This window comes from Cupriavidus sp. GW823-FHT06D04 (assembly GCF_058795055.1).
Window position 1 is genome coordinate 1 of record NZ_JBXAHL010000034.1, and the last position, 25,619, is coordinate 25,619.

Annotated in this window: 19 protein-coding genes and 3 tRNA genes; 11 read left to right on the forward strand and 11 right to left on the reverse strand. The window is 67.4% G+C overall.

The genetic code is table 11. The annotated features are described in order from the left end of the window. Positions 1-143 precede the first annotated feature (143 nt). From AC1Q7H_RS30320 to pgi, 4 genes are all read left to right on the forward strand, one after another. Complete coding sequence (locus AC1Q7H_RS30320; RefSeq protein ID WP_013956509.1) at positions 144-1,442, forward strand: D-amino acid dehydrogenase; 1,299 nt, start codon at positions 144-146, stop codon at positions 1,440-1,442. A 6-nt stretch (positions 1,443-1,448) separates the two neighbouring features. Next, a complete protein-coding gene (locus AC1Q7H_RS30325; protein WP_013956508.1) occupies positions 1,449-3,035 on the forward strand; it encodes a bifunctional ADP-dependent NAD(P)H-hydrate dehydratase/NAD(P)H-hydrate epimerase in 1,587 nt (528 codons plus the stop codon). Further along, positions 3,032-3,994 carry a DMT family transporter gene (locus tag AC1Q7H_RS30330; protein ID WP_013956507.1) on the forward strand — a complete coding sequence of 321 codons (963 nt, stop codon included), beginning with the start codon at positions 3,032-3,034 and terminating at the stop codon, positions 3,992-3,994. The genes AC1Q7H_RS30325 and AC1Q7H_RS30330 overlap by 4 nt, the downstream gene beginning before the upstream one ends. A gap of 137 nt (positions 3,995-4,131) precedes the next feature. Next, a complete protein-coding gene (gene pgi / locus AC1Q7H_RS30335) occupies positions 4,132-5,775 on the forward strand; it encodes a glucose-6-phosphate isomerase (RefSeq protein WP_013956506.1) in 1,644 nt (547 codons plus the stop codon). Here pgi and AC1Q7H_RS30340 read toward each other — a convergent pair. Beyond that, on the reverse strand, positions 5,772-6,470 hold the full coding sequence (locus AC1Q7H_RS30340; protein WP_153955284.1) for an ABC transporter ATP-binding protein: 699 nt from the start codon (positions 6,468-6,470) through the stop codon (positions 5,772-5,774). The genes pgi and AC1Q7H_RS30340 overlap by 4 nt on opposite strands. Here AC1Q7H_RS30340 and AC1Q7H_RS30345 point away from each other — a divergent pair. Then, the gene (locus AC1Q7H_RS30345) at positions 6,469-7,125 is read left to right on the forward strand and encodes an arylesterase (protein WP_013956505.1); all 657 of its coding nucleotides are present in this window, start codon (positions 6,469-6,471) and stop codon (positions 7,123-7,125) included. The two genes, AC1Q7H_RS30340 and AC1Q7H_RS30345, sit on opposite strands and share 2 nt — an antisense overlap. Positions 7,126-7,200: 75 nt before the next feature. On the opposite strand, the gene AC1Q7H_RS30350 is transcribed toward AC1Q7H_RS30345, so the two are convergent. The 8 genes from AC1Q7H_RS30350 to mnmC all read right to left on the reverse strand — a co-directional run bounded on the left by AC1Q7H_RS30350 (position 7,201) and on the right by mnmC (position 18,159). Further along, positions 7,201-9,135, reverse strand: coding sequence for a SurA N-terminal domain-containing protein (locus AC1Q7H_RS30350; RefSeq protein ID WP_013956503.1), 1,935 nt, complete (start codon positions 9,133-9,135; stop codon positions 7,201-7,203). A 145-nt stretch (positions 9,136-9,280) separates the two neighbouring features. Next, positions 9,281-9,357, reverse strand: a tRNA-Asp gene (locus tag AC1Q7H_RS30355). A 48-nt stretch (positions 9,358-9,405) separates the two neighbouring features. Next, a tRNA-Val gene (locus AC1Q7H_RS30360) sits at positions 9,406-9,481 on the reverse strand. Positions 9,482-9,672: 191 nt separating this feature from the next. Continuing rightward, positions 9,673-12,084 carry an endopeptidase La gene (gene lon / locus AC1Q7H_RS30365; RefSeq protein ID WP_013956502.1) on the reverse strand — a complete coding sequence of 804 codons (2,412 nt, stop codon included), beginning with the start codon at positions 12,082-12,084 and terminating at the stop codon, positions 9,673-9,675. A gap of 255 nt (positions 12,085-12,339) precedes the next feature. Next, positions 12,340-13,617: an ATP-dependent Clp protease ATP-binding subunit ClpX gene (gene clpX, locus AC1Q7H_RS30370; protein WP_013956501.1), complete on the reverse strand. Its 1,278-nt coding sequence runs from the start codon at positions 13,615-13,617 to the stop codon at positions 12,340-12,342. A gap of 230 nt (positions 13,618-13,847) precedes the next feature. Beyond that, on the reverse strand, positions 13,848-14,498 hold the full coding sequence (clpP, locus tag AC1Q7H_RS30375) for an ATP-dependent Clp endopeptidase proteolytic subunit ClpP (RefSeq protein ID WP_011615108.1): 651 nt from the start codon (positions 14,496-14,498) through the stop codon (positions 13,848-13,850). A 102-nt stretch (positions 14,499-14,600) separates the two neighbouring features. Further along, on the reverse strand, positions 14,601-15,956 hold the full coding sequence (tig, locus tag AC1Q7H_RS30380; RefSeq protein WP_013956500.1) for a trigger factor: 1,356 nt from the start codon (positions 15,954-15,956) through the stop codon (positions 14,601-14,603). Positions 15,957-16,185: 229 nt separating this feature from the next. Continuing rightward, positions 16,186-18,159, reverse strand: coding sequence for a bifunctional tRNA (5-methylaminomethyl-2-thiouridine)(34)-methyltransferase MnmC2/FAD-dependent 5-carboxymethylaminomethyl-2-thiouridine(34) oxidoreductase MnmC1 (mnmC, locus tag AC1Q7H_RS30385; protein ID WP_013956499.1), 1,974 nt, complete (start codon positions 18,157-18,159; stop codon positions 16,186-16,188). A 166-nt stretch (positions 18,160-18,325) separates the two neighbouring features. Between mnmC and AC1Q7H_RS30390 the strand changes: the two genes are divergently transcribed. Next, positions 18,326-19,183, forward strand: a complete 858-nt coding sequence (locus AC1Q7H_RS30390) for a 23S rRNA (adenine(2030)-N(6))-methyltransferase RlmJ (protein WP_013956498.1) — start codon at positions 18,326-18,328, stop codon at positions 19,181-19,183. Here AC1Q7H_RS30390 and AC1Q7H_RS30395 read toward each other — a convergent pair. Further along, complete coding sequence (locus AC1Q7H_RS30395) at positions 19,158-19,532, reverse strand: VanZ family protein (protein WP_013956497.1); 375 nt, start codon at positions 19,530-19,532, stop codon at positions 19,158-19,160. The genes AC1Q7H_RS30390 and AC1Q7H_RS30395 overlap by 26 nt on opposite strands. Before the next feature lie 274 nt (positions 19,533-19,806). Between AC1Q7H_RS30395 and AC1Q7H_RS30400 the strand changes: the two genes are divergently transcribed. The 3 genes from AC1Q7H_RS30400 (at position 19,807) to AC1Q7H_RS30410 (ending at position 21,427) form a co-directional block, all read left to right on the forward strand. Beyond that, positions 19,807-19,893: transfer RNA gene (locus AC1Q7H_RS30400), tRNA-Leu, on the forward strand. A 229-nt stretch (positions 19,894-20,122) separates the two neighbouring features. After that, a complete protein-coding gene (locus AC1Q7H_RS30405; protein WP_013956496.1) occupies positions 20,123-20,923 on the forward strand; it encodes an IclR family transcriptional regulator in 801 nt (266 codons plus the stop codon). Between the two features lie 156 nt (positions 20,924-21,079). Next, the gene (locus AC1Q7H_RS30410) at positions 21,080-21,427 is read left to right on the forward strand and encodes a hypothetical protein (RefSeq protein WP_013956495.1); all 348 of its coding nucleotides are present in this window, start codon (positions 21,080-21,082) and stop codon (positions 21,425-21,427) included. Between the two features lie 22 nt (positions 21,428-21,449). On the opposite strand, the gene AC1Q7H_RS30415 is transcribed toward AC1Q7H_RS30410, so the two are convergent. Next, positions 21,450-22,697 carry a Zn-dependent hydrolase gene (locus AC1Q7H_RS30415; RefSeq protein WP_211980982.1) on the reverse strand — a complete coding sequence of 416 codons (1,248 nt, stop codon included), beginning with the start codon at positions 22,695-22,697 and terminating at the stop codon, positions 21,450-21,452. Between the two features lie 216 nt (positions 22,698-22,913). On the opposite strand from AC1Q7H_RS30415, the gene AC1Q7H_RS30420 reads away from it, so the two are divergent. Together AC1Q7H_RS30420 and AC1Q7H_RS30425 are read left to right on the forward strand one after the other, a co-directional pair. After that, positions 22,914-24,536 (forward strand): ABC transporter substrate-binding protein, encoded by a 1,623-nt coding sequence (locus AC1Q7H_RS30420; protein WP_049800552.1) that lies wholly within the window; start codon positions 22,914-22,916, stop codon positions 24,534-24,536. A gap of 123 nt (positions 24,537-24,659) precedes the next feature. Then, positions 24,660-25,610: an ABC transporter permease gene (locus AC1Q7H_RS30425; protein ID WP_013956492.1), complete on the forward strand. Its 951-nt coding sequence runs from the start codon at positions 24,660-24,662 to the stop codon at positions 25,608-25,610. Positions 25,611-25,619 lie beyond the last annotated feature (9 nt).

Consider the following 25,619-nt stretch of genomic DNA (forward strand, 5'->3'; position numbering starts at 1 on the left):
CGAAAGGACGCCGACGGCGTCCGCGCTATCCTTCCCCGGCCTAAAGGCCGAGGCTTGCCGCGCACCTGGTCAAATAGCATTGGCCGGCCCCGCCCGGCCCCACCCTTTCCCGCCGGCGCGGCAATGTGGAGGTTTCCAGTCCGATGCATGTGATCGTCATCGGCGCCGGCGCGATCGGCGTCAGTTCCGCCTGGTACCTGCGGCAGGCCGGTTTCGACGTGACCGTGCTCGAACGCCGCGCCGCGCCGGCGCAGGAAGCCAGCTTCGGCAATGCCGGCGTGATCGCGCCCGGCTACGTCACGCCATGGGCCGCGCCGGGCATGCCCGGCAAGATCCTGCGCACGCTCTTTGCGCGCGAGGCGCCGGTCCTGTTCCGCCCTTCCGCCGACCCCGCCATGTGGCGCTGGATCGCGCGCTGGCTGCGCGAATGCCGGCTGGAGCGCTACCGCGCCAACAAGCTGCGCATGCAGCGGCTGGCGTTCTACAGCCGCGCGTGCCTGCACCGGCTGCGCAGCGAGCTGGAGATCGACTACGAGCAGTCGCAAGGCTATCTGCAGCTGTTCCGCACCGCGCGCGACCTCGACCTGGCCGCGCCCGCCGTGGCCCTGCTGCGCGAGAACAACGTGCCGCACCGGCTGGTCAGCGCGCAGGAATGCCGCCGCATCGAACCGGGCTTGGCGGCCGACACGCCGCTGGCTGGCGGGCTGCACCTGCCGGAAGACGAATCCGGCAACTGCCCGATGTTCGTGCGCGCGCTGCACCGGCATGCCGAGGCCGCAGGCGTATCGTTTCGCTTCGACACCCAGGTGGCGCGCGTCAGGCCAGACAACGCAGGCAAGCTGCAGGTCGAGCTGTCGCACGCTGACAAGCAGCGCCCTGGCCAGGTGCTGAACGCCGACCGCGTGCTGGTCGCGGCCGGCGCCGACAGCACCGCGCTGCTGCGCCCGCTGGGCCTGCGCGTGCCGCTGTATCCGGTCAAGGGCTACTCGGTGACGGTGATGGTCCGCGACGAACTGCAGGCGCCGCTGGGCGCGCTGATGGATGAGTCCTACAAGGTCGCGATCACGCGCATGGGCAACCGCCTGCGCGTGGCGGGCACGGCCGAGCTGGGCTCACGCACGCTCGATTTGCGGCCGGCCGCACTGAATACGCTGATCAAGGTCGCGCGCGACTGGTTCCCGGTGGCCGGCAACTACCAGGAAGCCACGCAATGGGTGGGCGCGCGGCCGATGCTGCCGGACGGGCCGCCGCTGATCGGCCCTACGGCTGTACCCGGCCTGTTCCTCAACCTCGGCCATGGCTCGACGGGCTGGGCGATGAGCTGCGGATCGGGCAAGATTACGGCTGACCAGATCGCCGCCAGCGCCGGCCCCCATGGCGGCCCAGACATCGACATGGAGGGCCTGCTGCCCGACCGCTACGGCTTGGGGCCCGCCAGATAACCAGACATGACACCCTCTGCCTCTTCCGCCACCTCGCCCGCAAGCGGCGACGGCTGGTTTGCACTCGATGCCGCCGCATCCGCACCGGTTCCGCTGTACGACGTCGCCGCCATCCGCCGCATCGAGAACGCCGCCTTCACGCAACTGCCCGCCTTTACGCTGATGTCGCGCGCCGGCGCCGCGGGCGCGCGCTGGCTGGCCTGCCACGCACCCGCCGGCCCGCTGCTGTTCCTGGCGGGTCCCGGCAACAATGGCGGCGATGCGCTGGTGGCCGCCACGCAATTGCACAGCGCCGGCCGTGCCGTGCAGGTATGGCTGACGGCGGACCCGCAGCACCTGCCCGCCGACGCCGCGACAGCATGGCAGCAAGCGCACGCCGCCGGCGTCCCGGTCAACGTGGTCGCGGGCATGGCTGCCTCGCCTGACGCGGACTGGCCCGCCGGCACCGCTGCGATCGTCGACGGCCTGCTCGGCATCGGCCTGAACCGCCCCGCCGACGGCACCATGGCGTGGTGGATCGGACAAATCAACCGCAGCGCGCTGCCGGTGTTTGCGCTGGACATCCCCAGCGGACTGTTCGCCGACACCGGCGCGGGCACGCCGGCCGTGCGCGCGCAGCGCACGCTGACCTTTATCGCCGCCAAGCCCGGGCTGCTGACACTGGACGGGCGCGACTGCGCCGGCGAGGTCGACATCGCGCCGATCGGGCTCGGCTATCCGCCGGACGAAGCGCCCCATTGCCTGGTAAACGGCCCGGCACTGTTCAGTACCGCGCTGCCGCGCCGCCGCCACGCCAGCAACAAGGGCACGCATGGCTCGCTGGCGGTCATCGGCGGCAACCTCGGCATGACCGGCGCGCCGCTGCTGGGCGCCAGGGCCGCGCAGTTCCTCGGCGCGGGCAAGGTGCATATCGGCTTCCTGGCGCAGCCCGCACCGCTGTTCGATCCGCTGCATCCCGAGCTGATGCTGCATGCCGTGGACGCACTGGCCCTCGCTGCGATGTCGGCGCTGGTGATCGGTCCGGGCATGGGCACGGATGCCAACGCACACAAGCAGTTTGCGCGGCTGCTGCAAGCCGCGCCCGTGCCGCTTGTGCTGGATGCCGATGCCTTGAACCTGCTGGCCGCCGATCCGGCGCTGGCCGGGGCACTGGCCGCCAGCGGCGCGGCTTGCGTGATGACACCGCACCCGCTCGAAGCCGCCCGGCTGATGGGCGTGCCCGTCGCCGACGTGCAGCGCGACCGGCCCGCTGCCGCCGCGGCACTGGCTGCGCAATGGCTGGCCGTAGTGGTGCTGAAGGGATCGGGCACCGTGATCGCGGCACCTGGCGGCAGCCCATGCACGCTCAACCCGACCGGCAATGCGGCGCTTGCCAGTGCCGGCACCGGGGACGTGCTGGCTGGCATGCTGGGCGCCCTGCTGGCACAGGGCATGGCGCCTCTGGCCGCAGCCCAGGCGGCGGTGTGGATCCACGGCCGTGCAGCCGATGCCCTCGTCGCCCAGGGCACCGGGCTGGCCGGCGTCACCGCAAGCGAACTGTACGCGCCGGCGCGCACCGTCTTCAACCAGTTGCTGGCCGGGACCCGCGCATGACGCGCGGCGCGCTGCTGCGCGATCCCGCCGACCGCCGCCACCTGCTTACCGGCATCGCGCTGCTGGTCATCGGGCAATGGATCCTCAGCCTGCTCGATGCCACCAGCAAGACCCTGACGCAGCAAGGACTGCCGCTGGTGGCCGTGGCATGGGTGCGCTATGTCGGCCATGTGGTCGCGATCTTCCTGCTGCTCGGTCCCGCCGGCTGGCGGTGCCAGTGGCGGCCGGCAAAGCTTGGGCTGCAGTGGCTGCGGGGCGGGCTAATGCTGGTCTCGACGCTGGTGTTCTTCAGCGTGCTGATGCTGATGCCGCTGGCGCAGGCCACGGCACTGAATTTCTGCGCGCCCCTGTTCGTGGTGGCGCTGTCGCCGTGGCTGCTGGGCGAGCGCCCCGGGCGCCATGCCCGCTGGATGCGCTGGACCGGTGTGGTGGTCGGCTTTGCCGGCATGCTGGTGGTGGTGCGCCCGGGTGGCCAGCTCAGTCCGCTCGGCGTCGGCCTGGGCCTGGTGTCGGCACTGGTGTTCGCGCTGATGCAGATGCTGACGCGCCGCATTGCCGCGCATGACGCGCCCATGACCACACTGATCCAGAGCGGTGTCACCGGCGCCTGCCTGACCACGCTGATCGTGCCCTTCTTCTGGTTCAGCGCGTGGCCCACGCCGATGCAATGTGCGCTGTTGCTCTCTGCAGGGATCACCGGGTCCCTGGGCCACTATTTCGTCATCCGGGCCTTCCAGTACGCGGATGCCTCGTTCCTGAGCCCCTTCCTGTACCTGCAGATCTTGTCCGCCACCGTGATCGGCTACCTGGCCTTCGACCAACTGCCCGACTGGACCACCGCAGCTGGCATCGGCATTATCTGCCTGGGTGGCTTGTGCGTGGCGGGCGGCGAACCGGTGCTGCGCGCTGTCGCGGGCCGGCTCGCTGGCCGGCGACGTCAGACAATGTCTGATACTTAGCGCGCACACATGCTGCTATGTTGCAAGTGTTAACAGTTGCTTACGCTGAGGGGTAAAAGTGCCGCGGCGCAGGCGATATACTTTGCGAGTCTGCGCCGCCGCGCGCACTCGCGCCCCTGCAAACTTCCTAGTCCCGCATGCCCACCGACCTTCACGCCTGGAACGCCCTGCTGCGGCACCATGAAACCCTTCGCGACGCTCAGATGCGCGAGTGGTTCGACGGCGAAGGCGCGCAACGCGTCGCGCAATTCTCGCTGGAAGCCGCCGGGCTTTATCTCGACTACTCGAAGAACCGGATCACGCCCGAAACCATGCGCCTGCTGGTGCAGCTGGCAGCCGAGGCCGGCGTGACCAGACGCCGCGACGCGATGTTTGCGGGCGAGCATATCAATACGACGGAAGACCGCGCGGCCCTGCACGTAGCGCTACGCGCGACCGCCGGCGCCGGCTACAAGGTCGACGGCGAGCAGGTCATGCCGGCGATCCAGCGGGTGCTGGTACGCATGCGCGATTTCTCGGAGCGTGTGCGCAGCGGCGCCTGGAAGGGTGCCACCGGCGAGCGCATCACCGATGTCATCAATATCGGCATCGGCGGCTCCGACCTGGGGCCGCGCATGGTATGCCGCGCGCTGTCGCACTTGGCCGATGCCGATGGCAATGCCGCGCCGCGCATGCACTTCGTCTCCAATGTCGACGGCACCGACCTGGCCGAGACGCTGGTGCGGCTCGACCCGCAACGCACGCTGGTGATCGTCTGCTCCAAGACCTTCACCACGCTGGAAACCATGGCCAACGCGCGCAGCGCGCGCGCCTGGTTTGTCGCCAACGGCGTGGCCGAGCATGACCTTGCCAAGCATTTCGTCGCAGTCTCGACCAATACCGAAGCGGTGCGCGAGTTCGGCATCGACCCGGCCAATATGTTCGAGTTCTGGGACTGGATCGGCGGACGCTTCTCGCTGTGGTCGTCGGTCGGCCTGTCAATCACGCTGGCGGTAGGCTTCAATGCCTTCGCCGACCTGCTGGCCGGCGCGCGCGCCATGGACGAGCACTTCCGCACCGCGCCGCTGGAGCGCAACATGCCGGTGATCCTGGGCATGCTGGGCATCTGGTACCGCAATTTCTGGCATTTGCCGACCAGCTGCATGGCACCCTACTCCACCTCGCTGGAGCTGTTTCCCGCCTTCCTGCAGCAACTGGAGATGGAGAGCAACGGCAAGTCAGTGCAGCTCGACGGGCAGCGCGTGCGCACGCATACCTCGCCGGTGGTGTGGGGCACGGCCGGCACCAACGGGCAACATGCCTATTTCCAGCAGATCCACCAGGGCTCGCAGGTGGTGCCGGTGGACTTTGTCGCGCCGCTGGTGCCGCCGCGCCGGCTGGCAGGGCATCACGCCAAGCTGCTGGCCAACTGCTTCGCGCAGGCCGAGGCGCTGATGCGCGGGCGTACCGCCGATGAACTCCGTGCCGCCGGCGTGAAGGACGAAGTCCGCATCGCCCATATGGTGTTCGAGGGCAACCGCCCCAGCAACACGCTGCTGATGGAAAACCTGACGCCGCACGTGCTGGGTGCGCTGATTGCGCTGTATGAGCACCGCACCTTCGTGCAGGGCGTGGTCTGGAAGATCAATTCCTTCGACCAGTGGGGCGTTGAGCTGGGCAAGATCCTGGCCCGTCCGATCGAAGCCGAGCTGACCGGGAATACCGTTGGCCAGCACGATGCCTCCACCACGTCGCTGATCGAGCGCGCCCGCGCGGTGCTGAAGGCGGGCGCCGCCAGCTAGACCTCCGCGCCCATCCATTCATCGCTGGCCACGCGGCCGGCGTCGATGGTCAGGATGCGGCCACAGCGCGCCGCCACCGAGCGGTCATGCGTGACCAGCACCAGCGTGGAGCCGGCATCGCGGTTAAGCTCGAACATCAGCGCGATCACGGCTTCGCCTGTGGCGGTATCGAGGCTGCCGGTGGGCTCGTCGGCAAACAGGATGTCCGGGCGCGCCACGAACGCGCGCGCCAGCGCCACGCGTTGCTGCTCGCCGCCCGACAGCGTGCGCGGATAGTGCCCCAGCCGCGCGCCCAGGCCCACACGCTGCAGCATGTCCAGGGCGCGCTCGCGCACCTGCGACGTTTCGCCGCGCAGCTCCAGCGGCAGCATCACGTTCTCCAGCGCAGTCAGGTGGCCGACCAGCTGGAACGACTGGAACACAAAGCCGACATGGCGGCCCCGCACCGCGGCGCGCTGGTCCTCGTCCAGCGCGAACAGGTCCTGGTCGTGCAGCCGTACCGTGCCCGTACTGGGCAGGTCCAGCCCCGCCAGCAGCCCGAGCAGCGTCGACTTGCCCGAGCCGGACGCCCCCACGATGGCGAGCGTTTCGCCCGGCGTGACGGAAAAGGTCACGTCGTGCAAAATCGTCAGCGAACCGGTCGTGTCGGCAACGGTCTTTCCGAGGGACTCGACAGCGAGAATGGAAGAAGACATGGATATTGGGATCCGAGGCAAATGGCGCCGGCTGCTGCTGGCAACCGGCACGGCACTGACGTTATCGGCCGGGGCCTCAGCCCAGGCCGCGGCGCCGGCACTGCTGGTGCTTGGCGACAGCCTCTCCGCCGAGTACGGCATCACGCGCGGCGCGGGCTGGGTCACGCTGCTGCAGGAGCGCCTGCGGCAGGAGCGCTTCGATTATAGCGTTGTCAATGCCAGCATCAGCGGCGAGACCACCATCGGCGGCAAGACGCGGCTGCCGGAGCTGCTGTCGCGGCACCGCCCGGCCATCGTGGTGGTGGAGCTTGGCGCCAACGATGCGCTGCGCGGATTGCCGCTGCAGACCACCGAGGCCAACCTGCGCAACATCGTCACCACGGCACAGACGGCCGGCGCGGGCGTGCTGCTGATCGGCATGCGCATCCCGCCCAACTACGGGCAGGACTACACCGAGAAGTTCGTCTCGCTGTATCCGAAGCTGGCTAGCGAATACAAGGTGCGGCTGGTGCCGTTCTTCCTCGACAAGGTCATCACGCGGCAGGACTGGTTCCAGCCCGACCGCATCCACCCGACCGCCGCGGCACAGCCAGCCCTGCTCGATACGGTGTGGCCGCAACTCAAGCCGATGCTCAGGCGCAGCGGCGCGAAGTAAGAACAAAGAAAAAAAACCCCTGCCGCCTGGCAGGGGTCCTTGCTGGCAGCGAGGCTGCCGGGGCTGATCTGGCGCTTACTCGGCGCCTTGCGCCTGCGTGGCGCCCACCGGCGTCAGCATCTTGACCTTGGAGCGGGCCTTCAGGCTTTCATAGAAGGCCTGCAGGTCGGTCTGGCCGGCCAGTTGCGACAGCTGCTGCGCTTCGGCCTGGCGCTGGGCCGGATTGCCTTGCGCCGGCTGGCTCACCTTGGTGATGCGATAGACCGCATAGCCTTCGGCCCCCAGGTCGACACCAACCACCGCCGGCAGCTTGGCCGCATCGGCACGCATCACCGCTTCCACAGCCTGCGGCGCAATGCCCTCGGCCTTCGCGCGCGACACGGTCCGCACCGCGCCAAAGCCGTCGGCGCTGTCTGCCTTCTTCAGCGCAGCAAGGCGAGCCTCGCCGTCCTTGCGCGCCAGTTCGGCCGCCTGCTGGGCGATATAGCCCTCACGCACCTTGGCTTCGACTTCCTCGAACTTGCGCACGGCCGCCGGGCGATACTCGACGATGCGCGCGGCCACCAGCGTGTTCGGGCCCACCTGGACGGCCTCGGTGTTGCGCTTGTTCTTGATCGCGTCGTCGCTGAACAGCGCCTTGAGCAGCTTGTCGTTGTTGAGCGGGCTCTGCGCGCCCAGCGCCGGGTTCGGCTGGCGCGTGACGTTGTCGGCGGTCTGGATGGTCAGCTTGAACTTGTCGGCGGCAGCCTTGAGGCTGTCTGCCTGCTCATACACGGTATTGCCGAAGGCATCGGCCTGCTCGGCAAACTTCTTGTCGGCGAACTGCTTGCGCAGCTCCGCTTCCAGTTCCGTGCGCACGGCTTCCAGCGGCTTGGTCTCGGCGGGCTTGATGCCGGTCAGCTTGATGATGTGGTAGCCGTAGTCGGTTTCCACCACGTCGCTGACCTGGCCATCCTTGAGCGCGTACATGGCGTCCTCGAACGGCTTGACCAGCGCGCCGCGGCCCATGAAGCCCAGGTCGCCGCCCTTGCCGGCCGAGCCCGGGTCCTGCGAGTTCTTGCGCGCCACGTCGGCGAAGGTGTCAGGGTGCTTGCGCAGGTCCTCCAGCAGCTTGGTGGCCTTGTCCTTCGCGGCCTGGCGCTGGGCGGCCGGCGCCTCCTTCGGAGCGCTGATCAGTATATGGCTGGCGCGGCGCTGCTCGTCGATGCGGAAGCGCGCGATATTGCTGTCGTAGTAGGACTTCAGCTCTTCGGGCGTGACCGCCTGCGTCGCGGCCAGGGCCTCGCCCGACAGCAACAGGTACTCGACCTTGGCTTGTTCCGGCACCGAGAAGGCCTGCTGGTGGCTGTCGTAGTAGGCCTTCAGCGCGGCCGCATCGGGCTGCACCTTGGCGGTGTAGGCGGCCGGCTTGAAGAGCAGCGCCTGCACGTCGCGCTGCTGGTCGCGCACGGCGATCAGGCGATCGAGCAGCGACTTGGGCACGAAGGCCGTCGCGGCGACCGATGCGCCCAGTTGCTGCGTGGCCAGTTCGAAGCGCATGCGGGCATCGAACTGCTCGGGCGTCATGCCCTGCGACTGCAGCAGCTGCAGGTAGGCCTTGTCGTCGACCTTGCCGTCCTTGGTGCGCGGCAGTTGCGCGATCGCCGGCAGGTTGCTGATTTCCTCGAGCAGCTTGGCGTCGGACACGGTCAGGTGCTCACGCGCCACGGCACTGGCCATCACGCGTTGCAGAATCAGCTGGTCCAGCACGGCCTTGCGTGCGTCCGGGCCTTCGAACTGGCGCGGGTCATAGCTGGCGCCAAGGATCTGGCGCGCGCGTTCGCTCTGGTCGCGCACGACGTTGTCGATTTCCTGCACGCTGATGGCGCGGCCATCGACCTTGGCGGCATCGTGCGAGCTGTCCATGAAGCGCGAATAGCTTTCCACGCCGAAGAACACGAACGACGGGAAAACAAGCACCAGCAGCAGCAAGAGCATCAGGCGCCGGTTGTTGCGTACGAAATCAAGCATGCGGATTCGGGTAGTGGATTGGCACGAAAGACAAACTCCACGATTCTAGCAGGAGCCGCTGGGCACGCACCCTTTGTGGAGGGTGGGAAACATGGGGAGCAAATGAAAACGCCCGCAGACGCGGGCGTTTTCTTTTCAACAAAACTGGCGGAGTGGACGGGACTCGAACCCGCGACCCCCGGCGTGACAGGCCGGTATTCTAACCGACTGAACTACCACTCCTGTGTCGGCGCCTGCTGCCGGCGATGCCCATGTCCTTGCGATGGAGAGTGGTGGGTGCTGAGGGGCTCGAACCCCCGACCTACGCCTTGTAAGGGCGCCGCTCTACCAACTGAGCTAAGCACCCGCTCGACCATCGCAGGCTGGCTGCCTGCAACTTGCTGATCGCTCCGCACCTCGCGGCAGTTGCCGTGGTTTGCGTTGCGAGGGCGCAAGTGTAATACAGGTGATTTCAGTTTGCCAAGACCTGCGCGCGCAAAAAAAAACGCCGCCGGGCATCACTGCCCTGCGGCGTTTCTTCATGCGGCCAAAGCTGTGTCAGTGATGCAGACGCTCAACCTTGGCCGTGGCCTTGTCCGCCACTTCGGCGGGCTTGGCGTCTTCTTCCGGCAGCGGCTCGGGCTTGCGCTCGAGCGCCAGTTCCAGCACCTTGTCGATCCAGCGGACCGGCACGATCTCGATGGCGTTCTTCACGTTGTCCGGGATCTCGGCCAGATCCTTGACGTTTTCCTCCGGGATCAGCACCAGCTTGATGCCGCCGCGGTGGGCCGCCAGCAGCTTCTCCTTGAGGCCGCCGATCGGCAGCACCTCGCCGCGCAGCGTGATCTCGCCGGTCATGGCGACATCCGCGCGCACCGGGATGCCGGTCAGCACCGACACCAGCGCCGTGGTCATGGCACCGCCTGCCGACGGACCGTCCTTGGGCGTGGCGCCTTCGGGTACGTGGATGTGGATGTCACGCTTCTCGAACATCTCATCCGTGATACCCAGGCGGCGTGCCCGCGAACGCACCACCGAACGTGCGGCCTCGACCGACTCCTTCATCACATCGCCCAGCGAACCGGTGCGCGTGATGTTGCCCTTGCCCGGCATGATCGCGGCTTCGATGGTCAGCAGGTCGCCGCCCACCTCGGTCCACGCCAGGCCGGTCACCTGGCCCACCTGGTTTTCCTTGCCGGCCAGGCCGAAGTCGTACTTGCGCACGCCGAGGAATTTGTCCAGGTTCTCGGAATCGACCTTGATCGTGCCCGACTCCTTCTTCAGCAGCAGCAGCTTGACCACCTTGCGCGCGATCTTGGAGACCTCGCGTTCCAGCGAACGCACCCCCGCTTCACGCGTGTAGTAGCGGATGATGTCGCGGATCGCGCTTTCGGCAACCTCGATCTCGCCTGCCTTCAGACCGTTGTTCTTGATCTGCTTGGGCAGCAGGTAGCGCTGCGCGATATTGACCTTCTCGTCCTCGGTGTAACCCGACAGGCGGATCACTTCCATACGGTCGAGCAGCGGCGGCGGGATGTTGAGCGAGTTCGACGTCGCCACGAACATCACGTCGGACAGGTCGAAGTCCACTTCGATGTAGTGGTCCTGGAACGTGTGGTTCTGTTCCGGGTCCAGCACCTCAAGCAGCGCCGACGACGGATCGCCGCGGAAGTCCATGCCCATCTTGTCGATCTCGTCGAGCAGGAAGAGCGGATTGCGCACGCCGACCTTGGACAGGCTCTGCAGGATCTTGCCCGGCATCGAGCCGATGTAAGTCCTGCGGTGGCCGCGGATCTCGGCCTCGTCACGCACGCCACCCAGTGCCATGCGCACGAACTTGCGGTTCGTCGCGCGCGCCACCGACTGGCCGAGCGAGGTCTTGCCCACGCCGGGAGGCCCGACCAGGCAGAGGATAGGCGCCTTCACCTTGTCCACGCGCTGTTGCACTGCGAGGTACTCGAGAATGCGTTCCTTGACCTTCTCCAGGCCGTAGTGGTCTTCGTCCAGCACGCGCTCGGCGTTGGCGAGGTCGTTGTTGACCTTGCTCTTCTTGCGCCACGGCAGGTTCACCAGCGTGTCGATGTAGTTGCGCACGACGGTGGCTTCGGCCGACATCGGCGACATCAGCTTGAGCTTCTTGAATTCGGCGTCGGCCTTCTTCTTGGCTTCCTTCGGCATGCGCGCAGCCTTGATGCGCTTGTCGAGTTCTTCCAGGTCGGCGCCTTCTTCGCCCTCACCCAGTTCCTTCTGGATGGCCTTGACCTGCTCGTTCAGGTAGTACTCGCGCTGGCTCTTCTCCATCTGGCGCTTGACGCGGCCACGGATGCGCTTTTCGACCTGCAGGATGTCGATCTCGCCCTCGAGTTGCGACAGCAGGCTTTCCAGGCGTTCGGTCACATTGACCATCTCCAGGATCTTCTGCTTCTGCTCGAGCTTGATCGGCAGGTGCGCGGCGATGGTGTCCGCCAGGCGGCCTGCCTCGTCGATCCCTGACAGCGAAGTCAGGATCTCAGGCGGGATCTTCTTGTTGAGCTTCACGTACTGGTCGAACTGCGACACGATCGCGCGGCGCAGGGCCTCGGTCTCGGCGCTTTCGCCAGGTGCGGGCGGCACGGGCACGGCTTCGCACATGAAGTGCGATTCGTCCTCGCTCACCTCGCGGATGTTCGCGCGCTGGGTACCCTCGACCAGCACCTTCACGGTACCGTCGGGCAGTTTCAGCATTTGCAGGATATTGGCGATGCAGCCGACCTCGTACAGGTCGTCGGCGGTCGGCTCGTCCTTGGCCGCCGTCTTCTGGGCCACGAGCATGATGCTCTTGCCCGCCTCCATCGCAGTCTCAAGCGCCTTGATGGACTTCGGGCGTCCCACAAACAGCGGGATCACCATGTGCGGAAACACCACCACGTCGCGCAGCGGCAACAGTGGGAGGCGAATCGGCTCGGCCGGGAGGAGTTGTGTTCCGGACATCATTTTCCCCAAGTCAGTCATTTAAGGCGTAAATTGGGCCGCCCGAATCGATTACAAGATACGTGCCAATCGATTCATCAAGGCAGGCAGATGCCGCTCCCTGCACTTGCTGGCCCCTCTGAAACAGCATACCCGCGTTTCCTCCCTCTCGTCGGTAGAAATAAACAAAAAAAGCCGCTCGCTTCTACGCGAACGGCCTTTCCGCCCAGCTGCCGGTGTGGTCCCGACCACTTACCACGTCTGGCAGCCCTCGCGTCAGTTGGACCCCGCCACTTTGGGCTGCTGCTCTTCATACATCAGCAGCGGAGGTGCATCGCCGTTGATCGTATTTTCATCGATCACCACCTTCTGCACACCCTTGTAGTTGGGCAGGTCGTACATGACGTCCATCAGCGACTGCTCCAGGATCGAACGCAGGCCGCGGGCCCCGGTCTTGCGGCGGATCGCCTTGCGGGCGATGGCGCTCAGCGCACCCGGGCGGATTTCCAGCTCGACGCCTTCCATTGCCAGCAGCTTCTGGTATTGCTTGACCAGCGCGTTCTTGGGCTCGACCAGGATCTGCATCAGCGCGGCCTCGTCCAGCTTGGACAGCGTGGCGACCACCGGCAGGCGGCCGATCAGTTCGGGGATCAGGCCGAACTTGATCAGGTCTTCCGGCTCGGTCTGCGGCAGCACTTCGCTGGCGTCGCGCTCATCCTTGCTCTTGACCTGCGCGGCAAAGCCGATGCCGGTCTTGTCCGAGCGCTGCATGATGACCTTCTCCAGGCCATCGAAGGCGCCGCCGCAGATGAACAGGATGTTGGTCGTGTCCACCTGCAGGAAGTCCTGGTTCGGATGCTTGCGGCCACCCTGCGGCGGCACCGATGCCATGGTGCCTTCGACCAGCTTGAGCAGTGCCTGCTGCACGCCCTCGCCCGACACGTCACGCGTGATCGACGGGTTGTCGGACTTGCGCGAGATCTTGTCGATCTCATCGATGTAGACGATGCCGCGCTGCGCCTTCTCGACTTCGTAGTTGCAGTTCTGCAGCAGCTTCTGGATGATGTTCTCGACGTCCTCGCCCACGTAGCCGGCTTCGGTCAGCGTGGTCGCGTCGGCGATCACGAACGGCACGTTGAGCAGGCGCGCCAGCGTCTGCGCGAGCAGCGTCTTGCCCGAGCCGGTCGGCCCGATCAGCAGGATGTTGCTCTTGGACAGCTCGACATCGTCCTTCTTGCCGAGGTGCTTGAGGCGCTTGTAGTGGTTGTAGACCGCCACGGCCAGGATCTTCTTGGCCTGTTCCTGGCCAATCACATACTGGTCCAGGCTTTCGCGGATCTCGTGGGGCGTGGGGAGGTCCGAGCGCGCGGCCGCAGCGGCGTCTTTCTCGGATGCCGTGGCCTCGTCCCGGATGATCTCATTGCACAGGTCGATGCATTCGTCGCAAATGAACACCGACGGGCCGGCAATCAGCTTCTTGACCTCATGCTGGCTCTTGCCGCAGAAGGAGCAGTACAGAAGCTTTTCGCTGGATGAACCTTTTTTGTCCGCCATAGGAATCAGTCACTTTTGCTGTGCGCACACCGCGGGGCGAAAGGCTCCCCGGAGATACGCTTCAACGCATCATACGCCAAAACAATTGGCACCACCGGCGGTTCCCCCCGGCTGTGGGGCAAAAGCAAAAAACGAGGCACGGGGCCTCGTTCCGGTGTAGCCTTCGCCATTTGAGCCCTTGCCAGCCTGGCCGGCCGCCGCTGCGGATTGCGCCACGGCGGCCCGCTGCATCAGCCGCGACGGGCGAGGACCTTGTCGATCAGGCCGTAGTCAACCGCCTGGTCGCCGCTCATGAAGTTGTCGCGATCGGTGTCGCGCGCAATCTTCTCGACCGGCTGGCCCGTCACCTCGGACAGGATGGTGTTGAGCCGCTCGCGCAGGTACAGGATCTCGCGCGCCTGGATCTCGATGTCCGAGGCCTGGCCGCGCGCGCCGCCCAGCGGCTGGTGGATCATGATGCGCGAGTTGGGCAACGCCGAACGCTTGCCCTTGGCGCCAGCCGCCAGCAGGAACGCGCCCATGCTTGCCGCCATGCCCATGCACAGCGTGGACACGTCCGGCTTGATGAACTGCATGGTGTCGTAGATCGCCAGCCCCGCCGATACGGAACCGCCCGGCGAGTTGATGTACAGCGACACGTCCTTGTCGGGGTTCTCGCTCTCGAGGAACAGCAGCTGGGCCACCACCAGGTTGGCGGTCTGGTCATTGACCTCGCCCACCATGAACACCACGCGCTCCTTCAGCAGGCGCGAGTAGATGTCATAGGCGCGCTCGCCCCGGCCGGACTGCTCGACGACCATCGGCACCAGCCCCAGGCCCTGGGTTTCCAGTGCCGAAGCCTGCGTGGTGGCGAGACGGTCAAGCAAATCATTGCGGGTCATGCATGTTCTCCATGGATTCGTCGGATCGCAAGGCCATCCGGGGTAACTCGGGAAGTTGCCCCGCCCCACGCCGTGGCGCGGGGCTGCGGGTCACTTCCGGCCTCAGGCTTGTTGCTGGTTGCCTTCGGCGGTGAGTTCCTCGAAGGACACCTTCTTGTCGGTGACCTTGGCCTTGTCGCACACGAAATTTACCACGTTGTTTTCGAGCACGTAGGCTTCCATTTCGGCCAGGCGCTGCTGGTCGCCGTAGTACCAGCGCATGACTTCCTTCGGGTCTTCGTAGCTCTTGGCGAAGTCCTCGATCTCGGCCTTGATCTGGTCAGCCTTGGCTTCCAGGCCGTTGGCCTTGACGATCTCGGCCAGGATCAGGCCCAGCTTGACGCGGCGCTCGGCCTGCTGCGCGAACATCTCGGCCGGGATCGGCATGTCCTTGGCGTTGGGCATGCCACGCTGCTCCAGGTCGCGGCGGGCCATTTCCACCAGGCGTTCCTGGTCCTGCTCGATCAGGGCCTTGGGCACGTCCAGCTCGCTGGCCTTCAGCAGCGCTTCCATGACCTGGTCCTTCAGCATGGAATGCGTGCGGCGCTTCACTTCGCGCTCGAGGTTCTCGCGGATGTCGGCGCGCATCTTGTCGACGCTGCCGTCGGCAATGCCCAGCGACTTGGCGAAGGCATCATTGACTTCCGGCAGGTGCGCCCACTCGATCTTCTTCAGCGTCACGGTGAACTCGGCGGTCTTGCCGGCCACTTCCTTGCCGTGGTAGTCGGCCGGGAAGGCCAGCGGGAAGGTCTTGCTTTCGCCGACCTTCAGGCCCAGCGCGGCCTGCTCGAACTCGGGCAGCATGCGGCCTTCGCCCAGCACGAACGGGAAGTCCTCGGCCTTGCCGCCGGCGAACTCTTCACCGTCGACCTTGCCGACGAAGTCCAGCGTCACGCGGTCGCCGTTCTGGGCGGTGACGTCGGCACCGCCGTCGCCATGCTCGCCGGCTTCGCCGCGGGCGTGGTAGTGCACGCGCTGCTTGCGCAGGATGTCGATGGTCTTGTCGACTTCGGCATCGGTGATTTCAGTGCCGGTGCGGGTGACTTCGGCAGCCGACAGGTCGCCGATGGTCACTTCCGGGTACACCTCGAAGGTGGCGTCGAAGGCGACTTCGTCCTCGCCCACGCCTTCGTTCTTGATCTCGAACTTGGGCTGGCCGGCAACCTTGACGTCCTGTTCCTTGGTGATGTCGAAGAACTTGCGTGCGGCCTTGTCGAAGCGCACTTCGAACTCGACCTGCTGGCCGTACTGCTTCTCGACCATCTTCATCGGCACCTTGCCCGGACGGAAGCCCGACATCTTCACGGTCTTCGACAGGCGAACCAGGCGCTCCTGCTTTTCCTTCTCCACTTCGGCCTTGGGGATGGCCAGGGTCACCTTGCGGTCCAGCTTGCCGAGGTTCTCAATCACGTTCGACATGGTCGTAGATCCAATCCAGAAAATGTAGTTGTGTTCGTAGGTGCTACCGCTTGCGCATGTACCGCCCGCTTTACCGCCACGGCGCCGTCACCACAGGACGGCCGGGGCGGCGCACCGGCGAACGGGAAGCTCCGCGCAAACGGAAAACGGGGATTATCGCACGGTTTTCATTCGCTTCCGGCAGATTTTGCCCGGAACGGGCCCGGACCCGCCCGCCGGACCCGCGGTGCTATCCCGTCTGCCCATGGCGCAGCGCGCGCAGCAGCAGGCGTGCCGGATCCATCGCATCGGCCAGGTCCGACTCCAGCGGCAGCGGCTCGCCCTCGATCTGGCTGGCCAGCAGTTCCGCGCCCAGCGCTGCCCAGGTGAGGCCGCGCGACCCATATGCAAGGGCGGCGTAGAGCCCAGGCATGCGCGGCAGGTCACGCAAGTGCGCGCCGCGCAGCGATGCGGCCTGCGCCAGCGCGGCGGCCTCGTCAGGCACCTGGCCGACCAGCGGCAGCCGGTTGTGCGTGACCGTGCGCACGCCGACATAGCCGGAGAGCGTTGCGGGATCGATGGCGGCCACGGCATCGGCCTGGCGCGGCAGCATGCCGGACAGGCGCGCCAGATTGGCCGCGTGGACCGCCGGCTGCTCCACCAGCGGGCCTTCGTCGGCGTCGTAGCTGGAGCCGACCCGGCCCGCGCCGTCTGCGGCACGCGGCAGCAGGTAGCCGGCACCGGTCACCACGCAATCCGGCCAGCCGCCGAGCGCGTCCACCTGCGCCGACCCCAGCGTGGTCAGCTGCCCGCGCACGCGCCGCATGGTCCAGTGCTGCCGCGGCAGCAGTTGCTGCGCCTCATGTGCGTTGGCCAGTACCAGCACCGGCGCCGATGCCAGCACTTCACCGTCCTGCCCGACCGCCTGCCATTGCCCGTCAACGCGCGCGATTGCAGCAACCCGGCAGCCGAAACGTGCCGTCACCGCAGCGCCCGCTTGCGCCAGCTGCGCCGCGCAGATGTCCGGCGGCGCCAGCCAGCCGCCTTGCGGGAACCACAGGCCGCCACGCGGCACGCCGGCATGGTGGGCCGCTGCCGCCTCTTCAGCGCGCATCCAGCGCACGAATCCTTCCGGCAAGCCCAGCGCCGCCAGCGCGGCGCGCTGGGCCTCGCTTTCGGCTTCGTCCTCGCCGATCTGCAGCACGCCGCAGCCATGCCAGCCGACCGGATGGCCGGCCTCGGCCAGCGCCGCCCAGGCACGCAGCGCGTACTGGTTGCCGGCGCGCGACAGCCGCGACAGCAGGCTGTCGTCGGCGGACACGTGCGCATGCATGGCCGCCGCGCGGTGCGCCGAGGTCTGCCGCGCCGGCCCGTCATGGCCATCGAACAGCGTCACGCGCCAGCCGCGCGCGCCCAGCCGCTCGGTCACGGCGCAGCCGGCCAGGCCGGCGCCGATCACGATGGCATGGCGCTCGGCCCATTGCGCCGGCAGTGGCGGCGCATGGCGGCGCGCTTTCCATTGCGGGCGGAAGCGCGCGACGGTCATTTGCCACTTGCCGCCAAAGCCGGGCGCCTTGCTGACTTCGAAACCGACGTCCTTGAGCCCGCGCCGCACGAAGCCCGCGGCCGCCCACGTGGCCAGCCTGGCGCCTGGCCGGGCCAGCCGCGCCAGTCCGCGGAACACCTGCGGCGACCACATCTCCGTATTGCGCGCCGGCGCGAAACCGTCCAGGTAGAAGGCATCGACGCCGGCCGCCAGCAGCGGCAGCATCTGCTCGATATCGCCCAGCGCCAGCGTCAGCACCACGCGCCCGCCGTCGAAGGCCAGGCGGTGCAGGCCCGGCAGCGCCAGCGGCCATTGCGCCTGTAACGCCTGCGCCAGCGGCTGCAGCCCGTCCAGCCCGGCGTGCAACTGCGCCAGCCCTTCGCGGGTGAACGGGTGCTTTTCGATCGAGACGAAATGCAGCGATCCGCAGCGCTGGGGATCATCGCGCCACGCCTGCCAGGTCGCCAGGAAATTCAGCCCCAGGCCGAAGCCGGTCTCGACGATGACGAACTGGCGCTGGCCGGCCCACGCCTGCGGCAGGCCGTTGCCGCCCAGGAAGACATAGGCGGCCTGCGCCAGCCCGCCTTCGGTGCTGTGGTAGACGTCGTCGTAGCGGGGCGAATACGGGATGCCTTCGGCAGACAGGATGGACTCGGCGGGCTCTAATGCGCGCGGCATGGGACAGGAAACTCGGCGAAAAGCAAAATGCCAGGGCGGATTCGCCGGGGCGTGGGAGCGGGGTTGGCCGGGGTTGGCAATTCGCGCCGGATGGTAGCATAGCGGCCTTCCCGCAGACCGCACCGCCCTGCCCCTTGATCTGCGCCGCCCAGGCGCCCCGCTCCACATGCTCAGCTACCGTCACGCCTTCCACGCCGGCAACCATGCCGATGTCCTCAAACACGCCATCGTGGTGCAACTGCTCGATCACCTGGCGCAGAAGGACAAGGCGTTCTGGTATATCGACACCCATGCCGGCGCCGGCCTCTATGCGCTGGACCACGCCTACGCGCAGAAGAAGGCCGAATTCGAAACCGGCATCGCGCCGCTGTGGCGCGCCGCCGCCAGCGGCACCCAGCTGCCGGCGATGCTGGACGAATACCTGGACCAGGTGCGCGCGCTCAACCCGGACGGCAACCTGCGCCACTACCCCGGCTCGCCCTGGCTGGCCTGGCAGATGCTGCGCGAGCACGACCGGCTGAGGCTGTTCGAGCTGCACAGCACCGAGATCCAGGTGCTGCGCGACAACTTCCGCGGCGCCGGGCGCCGCGTCATGCTGTACGACGGCGACGGCTTCGGCGGCATCAAGGCCATCCTACCCCCGCCGCCGCGCCGCGCGCTTGTGCTGGTCGACCCCTCCTACGAGGACAAGCAGGACTACGCCCGCACCGTGCAGACCATCCGTGACGGGCTGGAGCGCTTTGCCACCGGCGTCTATGCGGTCTGGTACCCGCAGGTGCAGCGGCGTGAATCGGTGCAGCTGCCGGTGCAGCTCAAGGGCCTGCCGCTCAAGAGCTGGCTGCACGTGACCCTGACCGTCAGGCATCCGGTCGAGGGCGGCCTGGGCCTGCACGGCAGCGGCATGTTCATCGTCAACCCGCCGTGGCGGCTGAAGGAATCGCTGCAGCAGGCCATGCCGGTGCTAACCGACCTGCTTGGCCAGGACGACGGCGCAAGGTTCACGCTCGAAGCCGAGGAGAGCTGAGGCGGCGCACCAGCCAGTCCAGCGCCATGCCCGCGGCCAGGCCGACGCTGTCGGCCAGCAGGTCGAGCCAGTCGGCCTCGCGGTAGCCGGTCTGCCCCTGCAGCAGTTCGATCAGCCCGCCGTACGCCACCAGCCCCAGCAAGACGGCCCAGCCACGGCCGGTGTAGGCGCGCCGGCCCAGCACGCCCAGCACCGCGAACGCCAGCATATGGTTGGACTTGTCCCAGCCGGTGGTCGGCAGGGGCTGCGTCGGCGGCATCAGCGAAAGCGCCAGCACCGCGGCCGCGCAGCCCCAGAACAGCAGGCGCCAGCGCAGCGGGGTCAGGGTCGGGAAGGCAATCATCGGCATGTGTGCGGCATCTGGAAAGCCGACAATATAGCCCTGCCGCCTGCCGCCGCCACCGCAGCGCCCGGCAGGGCTGGATTCCCCCCGCGCCTTGCGCTACAATCCGCAGCCTCGTTGCACCGCAGGTGCGAGCCATGCCGACACCACGGTTCGGCGGCCAGTGCCGGCAGCAGCGGACAGGTGAAAGGCGGGCAGTTCCAGCCGCCTTTTTTGCTTTCCTGTCCGGCGCAAGCCAGCGAGCATCGCGGCCGCCCGCCCGGGCAGCGCCGCAAGGACCGCGAGGGTGGCGAAATTGGTAGACGCACCAGGTTTAGGTCCTGACGCCAGCAATGGTGTAGGGGTTCGAGTCCCCTCCCTCGCACCATCCGCCCTTCAAGTGGCGGACTGACAACTTCCGTTTTCAAATCCCCTTCGGCCCGCTTCTCCAGCCAGGCACTCCCACGCCGCGGCACTTTCCAGTCTGCGCCAGCGACGCTATCATTTCGTCATCGTATCGATAATCGATACATTCGTATATTGGTGCAATACTCATTCATCGTGGTGCAGCCATCCCGCGGATGGTGCCGCCCGGCCTCTCGCCCGCCGACGCAACTATGCCGTCAAAACCTGTCCCGCTACCCACGCCCGACCGCGACAACCCGCTCTTCAACCAGTCGCTGGAAAAAGGCCTCGAAGTCCTGCGCGCCTTCAACGGCGTGCACCGCACGCTGACCCTGTCGGAGCTGGCCGCGCTGACCGGCATGAACAAGAGCTCGGCGCAGCGCACCATCCATACGCTGGAAGCGCTGGGCTATGTCGACAAGCACCCGCAGACGCGCCGCTTCCGGCTGACGCCGCGGGTGATGGAGATCGGCTACAACTACCTGGCGGCCGACGCGCTGATCCCGGTGGCCAGCCCCTACCTGTCGCAGCTGGCCGCAGCCAGCGGCGAGACCGCCAACCTGACCGAGCCGGTCGGGCTGGACATGGTCTACGTGGCCCAGTTGATGACCGCCAAACACATGCCGGTGCTGACGCCGGTGGGCATGCGCATCCCGATGTACTGCACCAGCTCCGGCCGGGCCTACCTCAGCACGCTGCCCGACGAACAGGTGCTGGCGATGCTGGAGCAGTCGGCGCGCGTGGCGCGCACGCCCGCGACGCTGACCGGCGTGGATGCGATCTTCGAGCGCGTGGCAGCGTGCCGACGGCTGGGCTACGCCAGCAATGAAGAGGAACTGTTCATCGGCGACATGGGCCTGGCCGCGCCCATCGTCAACAGCCGTGGCGTGGCGGTCGGCGCGGTGCACGTGTCGCCGCCGGCCAGCCGCTGGAGCATGGCCGAGGCGCAGAAAAAGCTGGCGCCGCTGGTGATGGAATGCGCGCGGGCGATCTCGTGCTCCATCGCCCACTGAGGCCCGGCACCGCGAACGCCGGCCAACGTGCGCAGGGGTGGTAGAACACCTGAGTGCCAGTGCCTTTCGCGGACCCTTGCCGCGATCTATGCTGAAGGTGTCTGGGCGGCACCGCGCCGGTCCGGCATCGTTATCTCAGCCCTGATCGGAGGGCATATGAAATTCCCCGCTTTGCTGTTGGCAGCGTCGATGACCGCTGGCTGGTCATCGTTTGCACAGGCCGCCGGATGCCAGTACGACATGCAGTGCAAAGGAGAGCGGATCTGCCAGCAAGGGCAGTGCGTCTTTCCTGACGCGGAAGAAACCGCGGAAGCCGGTGGGCCGGCGCCGCTGTCGGCGACCAAGCGCACGCCGGCCCCACCACCACCCCGTGGGTGCTGCACCGTGGCAGGCAAGCTGAAGCTGTCACCGGCCGCGGCCGCGGATACCAGCCTGGCGAGCGGCGATGCGTGCCAGGGGCTGACCGCCTCCGGCAAGCCGGTTCCCGGCACGATCTGCAACTAGCCCCGGATCTGGCGCAGGCGCCCTAGCGCGCGTGCGCCAGCATGGCCTGCAGCAGCACGTTGGCGCCCGCCTCGATGTGCTCGGGCAGCGCGTCTTCAAGCTCGTTATGGCTGATGCCGTCCTTGCACGGCACGAAGATCATGCCGGTGGGCGCGCGCCGCGCGACGTAGACCGCGTCGTGGCCGGCGCCGCTGACCACGTCCATATGCGGCAGGCCCAGCACCGAGGCCGCGCGCCGCACGCTGTCCACGCATTCGGGCGCGAACACGCACGGCTCGAACTTCACCACCTGGCGGATTTCGACCTCCACGCCGGCAGCCAGGGCAATGCCTTCGAATGCCGCCTGCATGGCCGCGTGCATGCGGTCCAGGCCAGCCTGCGACAGGTTGCGGAAGTCGACCGAGAAATCGACCCGGCCCGGAATCACGTTGCGCGAGTTCGGCGTGACCTGCAGATAGCCGACCGTGCCGCGCCCGTGCGGCGCCTCGTCGCGCGCGATCTGGTTGACCGCCTCGACCATGCGCGCGGCCGCCAGCATCGCGTCGTGGCGCAGCGCCAGCGGCGTCGGGCCGGCGTGCGCGTCCATGCCGGTCACGGTCACGTCGTACCACTGCTGGCCCAGCGCGCCCGAGACCACGCCGATCGGCAGGCCGGCCGCCTCCAGCACCGGCCCCTGCTCGATATGCGCCTCGAAGTAGGCCGCGAACATGCCGCCCGGCACCGCGCCCGCCGGCTGCGCGCCGCGGTAGCCGATGGCCGCCAGCGCGTCGCCCACGCTGACGCCATCCACATCGGCCTGCGCGCGCGCAAAGGCCGCGTCGAATTCTCCGGCGAACACGCCCGAGCCCATCATCACCGGCGTGAAGCGCGTGCCCTCCTCGTTGGTCCAGAACGCAACCTCCAGCGGCGCGCGCGTGACGATGCCCAGGTCGTCGAGCGTGCGCATGACCTCCAGGCCGGCCAGCACACCGAAGTTGCCGTCGAACTTGCCGCCTGAGGGCTGGGTGTCGATATGGCTGCCGGTGGCCACGGCACGCGCGTCGGGGGCGCTGCCGGCGCGGCGCGCGAAGACGTTGCCGATCTCGTCGACGCGCACGTCGAGCCCGGCCTCGCGGCACCACTGCACCACCAGGTCGCGCCCCTTGCGGTCGGCTTCGGTCAGCGCGATGCGGCACACGCCGCCCCTGGGCGTGGCGCCGATCGCGGCGAGGTCCATCAGCGATTGCCACAGGCGGGCGCCATTGATGCGGGGAAGGTGTAGCTGGTCCATGTCTGGTTGCGGGTGGGGTGGAGGGAGAGGAAACGGCAGCAGGTTCAGCAAGAAGCAGACCACCATCGCCCGCGCTTCGGCCCGGGTTCCCGGCCCTGCCACCGTGGCACATGACTTGCTTTGCAGACATCCGTCCCCTCAAGCCAACCCAGGAGCAAGCCTGTGCACCACGATCCCTCCCTTCTCGCGAAAGGTCTCAAGTCAGCTGCCTCGGTCATGAGCGCCGCCGTGCTGGCGCTGCTCGCGCTGCCCGGTGCCGCCCATGCCGACAAGGTGCTGCGCATCGGCATGACCGCCGCCGACATCCCGCGCACGCTCGGCCAGCCCGACCAGGGCTTTGAGGGCAACCGCTTCTCCGGCATCCCGATGTACGACGGCCTCACCCAATGGGACCTGTCCAGGGGCAACGGCCCCAGCCTGCTGATCCCGGGCCTGGCCACCGAATGGAAGGTCGACGCCGCCGACAAGACCAGATGGGTGTTCAAGCTGCGCCCCGGCGTCAAATTCCACGACGGCACCCCATTCAACGCCGACGCCGTGGTCTGGAACGTCGGCAAAGTGCTGGACAAGACCGCCAGGCAGTTCGATCCCAGCCAGGTCGGCGTAACCGCCTCGCGCATGCCGACGCTGCGCACGGCAAAAAAGATCGACGACCTCACCGTCGAGCTGGTCACCTCCGAGCCGGATTCGTTCCTGCCCTACAACCTGACCAACCTGTTCATGGCCTCGCCCACGCAGTGGGAGAAGAAGTTCGCCGCGGTGCCGGCCTCGGTCACCGATCCGGTCGAGCGCTCCAAGCAGGCCTGGGTCGCGTTTGCCGCCGACGCCGCCGGCACCGGGCCGTTCAGGATGAGCCGCTTGGTGCCGCGCGAGCGCCTGGAAGTGGTGCGCAATGCGCAATACTGGGACGCGAAGCGCGTGCCAAAGATCGACAAGGTGGTGATGGTGCCGATGCCCGAGGCCAACGCCCGCACCGCCGCGCTGCTGTCGGGCCAGGTCGACTGGATCGAAGCCCCGGCGCCCGACGCCATCGCCCAGATCAAGAGCCGCGGCTTCCAGGTCTACGCCAACGCGCAGCCGCATATGTGGCCGTGGCAGCTGTCGTTCGCGCCCGGCTCGCCGTGGCTGGACAAGCGCGTGCGCCAGGCCGCCAACCTGTGCGTCAACCGCAGCGGCCTGAAGACCCTGCTGGGCGGCTACATGGCCGAGGCCAAGGGCATCGTCGAGACCGGCAATCCGTGGTGGGGCAATCCGAAGTTCGATATCAAGTACGACCCGGCCGCGGCGAAGAAGCTGATGCAGGAGGCCGGCTACTCGGCCGCCAAACCGGTCAAGGTCAAGGTGCAGGTGTCGGCGTCGGGCTCCGGCCAGATGCAGCCGCTGCCGATGAACGAGTACGTGCAGCAGAACCTGAAGGAGTGCTTTATCGACGTCGATTTCGACGTGGTCGAGTGGAACACGCTCTTCACCAACTGGCGCGTCGGCGCCAAGGACGCCAGCGCGCACGGCGCCAACGCCATCAACGTCAGCTTTGCGGCAATGGACCCGTTCTTCGCCATGGTCCGCTTCGTCAGCACCAAGACCCAGCCGCCGGTCTCGAACAACTGGGGCTACTTCGGCAATGCCGAGTTCGACAAGCTGATCGAGAACGCGCGCACCTCGTTTGACGAGAAATCGCGCGACGCGGCGCTGGCCAGGCTGCATGCACGCATCGTCGAGGAATCGCCGTTCGTGCTGATCGCGCATGACGTCGGCCCGCGCGCGATCTCGAAGAAGGTCAAGGGCGTGGTGCAGCCGCAGAGCTGGTTTATCGATATCGCGACAATGTCGATGGACTGATCCCGGCCGCGCCCGACGGACGCCGCGCGGCAGCCCCGCCGCCGCGCGGCCCGGCAGTCCCGCCCGGTCTTTCCCGCGTGCCGCGCACCGCGCACGCACGCCCCCAACTTGCCGGATCCCCCCATGCAATACCTGTTCCGCCGCATCCTCTATGCCATCCCCATCCTGCTCGGGGTGGCGCTGCTGTGCTTCTCGCTGGTTCATATCGCCCCCGGCGATCCGCTGGTGTCGGTGCTGCCGCCCGACGCCTCGGAAGACCTGCGCCGCCAGCTGACCGCGCTCTACGGCTTCGACAAGCCCTTCCTGGAGCAATTCCTGCACTGGCTGGGCCGCGCGCTGCAGGGCGACCTGGGCACTTCGATCGCCACCAGCCGGCCGGTGATGGCCGAAGTCGGCGCAGCCGTGGTCAATTCCCTGCGCCTGGCCACCGTGGCCACGCTGATCGGCTTCAGCTTCGGCTGCCTGTTCGGCTTTGTCGCCGGCTACCTGCGCGATTCCGTGGCCGACCGCACCGCGTCGCTGCTGTCGGTGCTGGGCGTCAGCATCCCGCACTACTGGCTGGGGATGGTGCTGGTGATCGCGTTCTCGGTGCTGCTGGGCTGGCTGCCGGCCACCGGCGCCGGGCCGGGCGGTTCGGGCGACTGGGCCTGGGACTGGGAGCACATGCAGTACATGCTGCTGCCGGCAGTGACCATGTCGGTGATCCCGATGGGCATCGTGGCGCGCACGGTGCGCGCGCTGGTGGCTGAGATCCTGGCCAACGAGTTCATCGTCGGCCTGCGCGCGCGCGGCCTGTCGGACCTGGCCGTGTTCCGCCACGTGCTCAAGAACGTGGCGCCGACCGCGCTGTCGGTGATGGGCCTGCAGCTGGGCTACCTGCTGGGCGGCTCGATCCTGATCGAGACCGTGTTCTCATGGCCCGGCACCGGCTTCCTGCTCAACGCCGCTATCTTCCAGCGCGACTTCCCGCTGCTGCAGGGGACCATCCTGGTGCTGGCTGTGTTCTTCGTGCTGCTCAACCTGCTGGTCGATGCGCTGCAGACGCTGTTCGATCCGCGCATCCAGCGCAACTGAGGAGGCCGA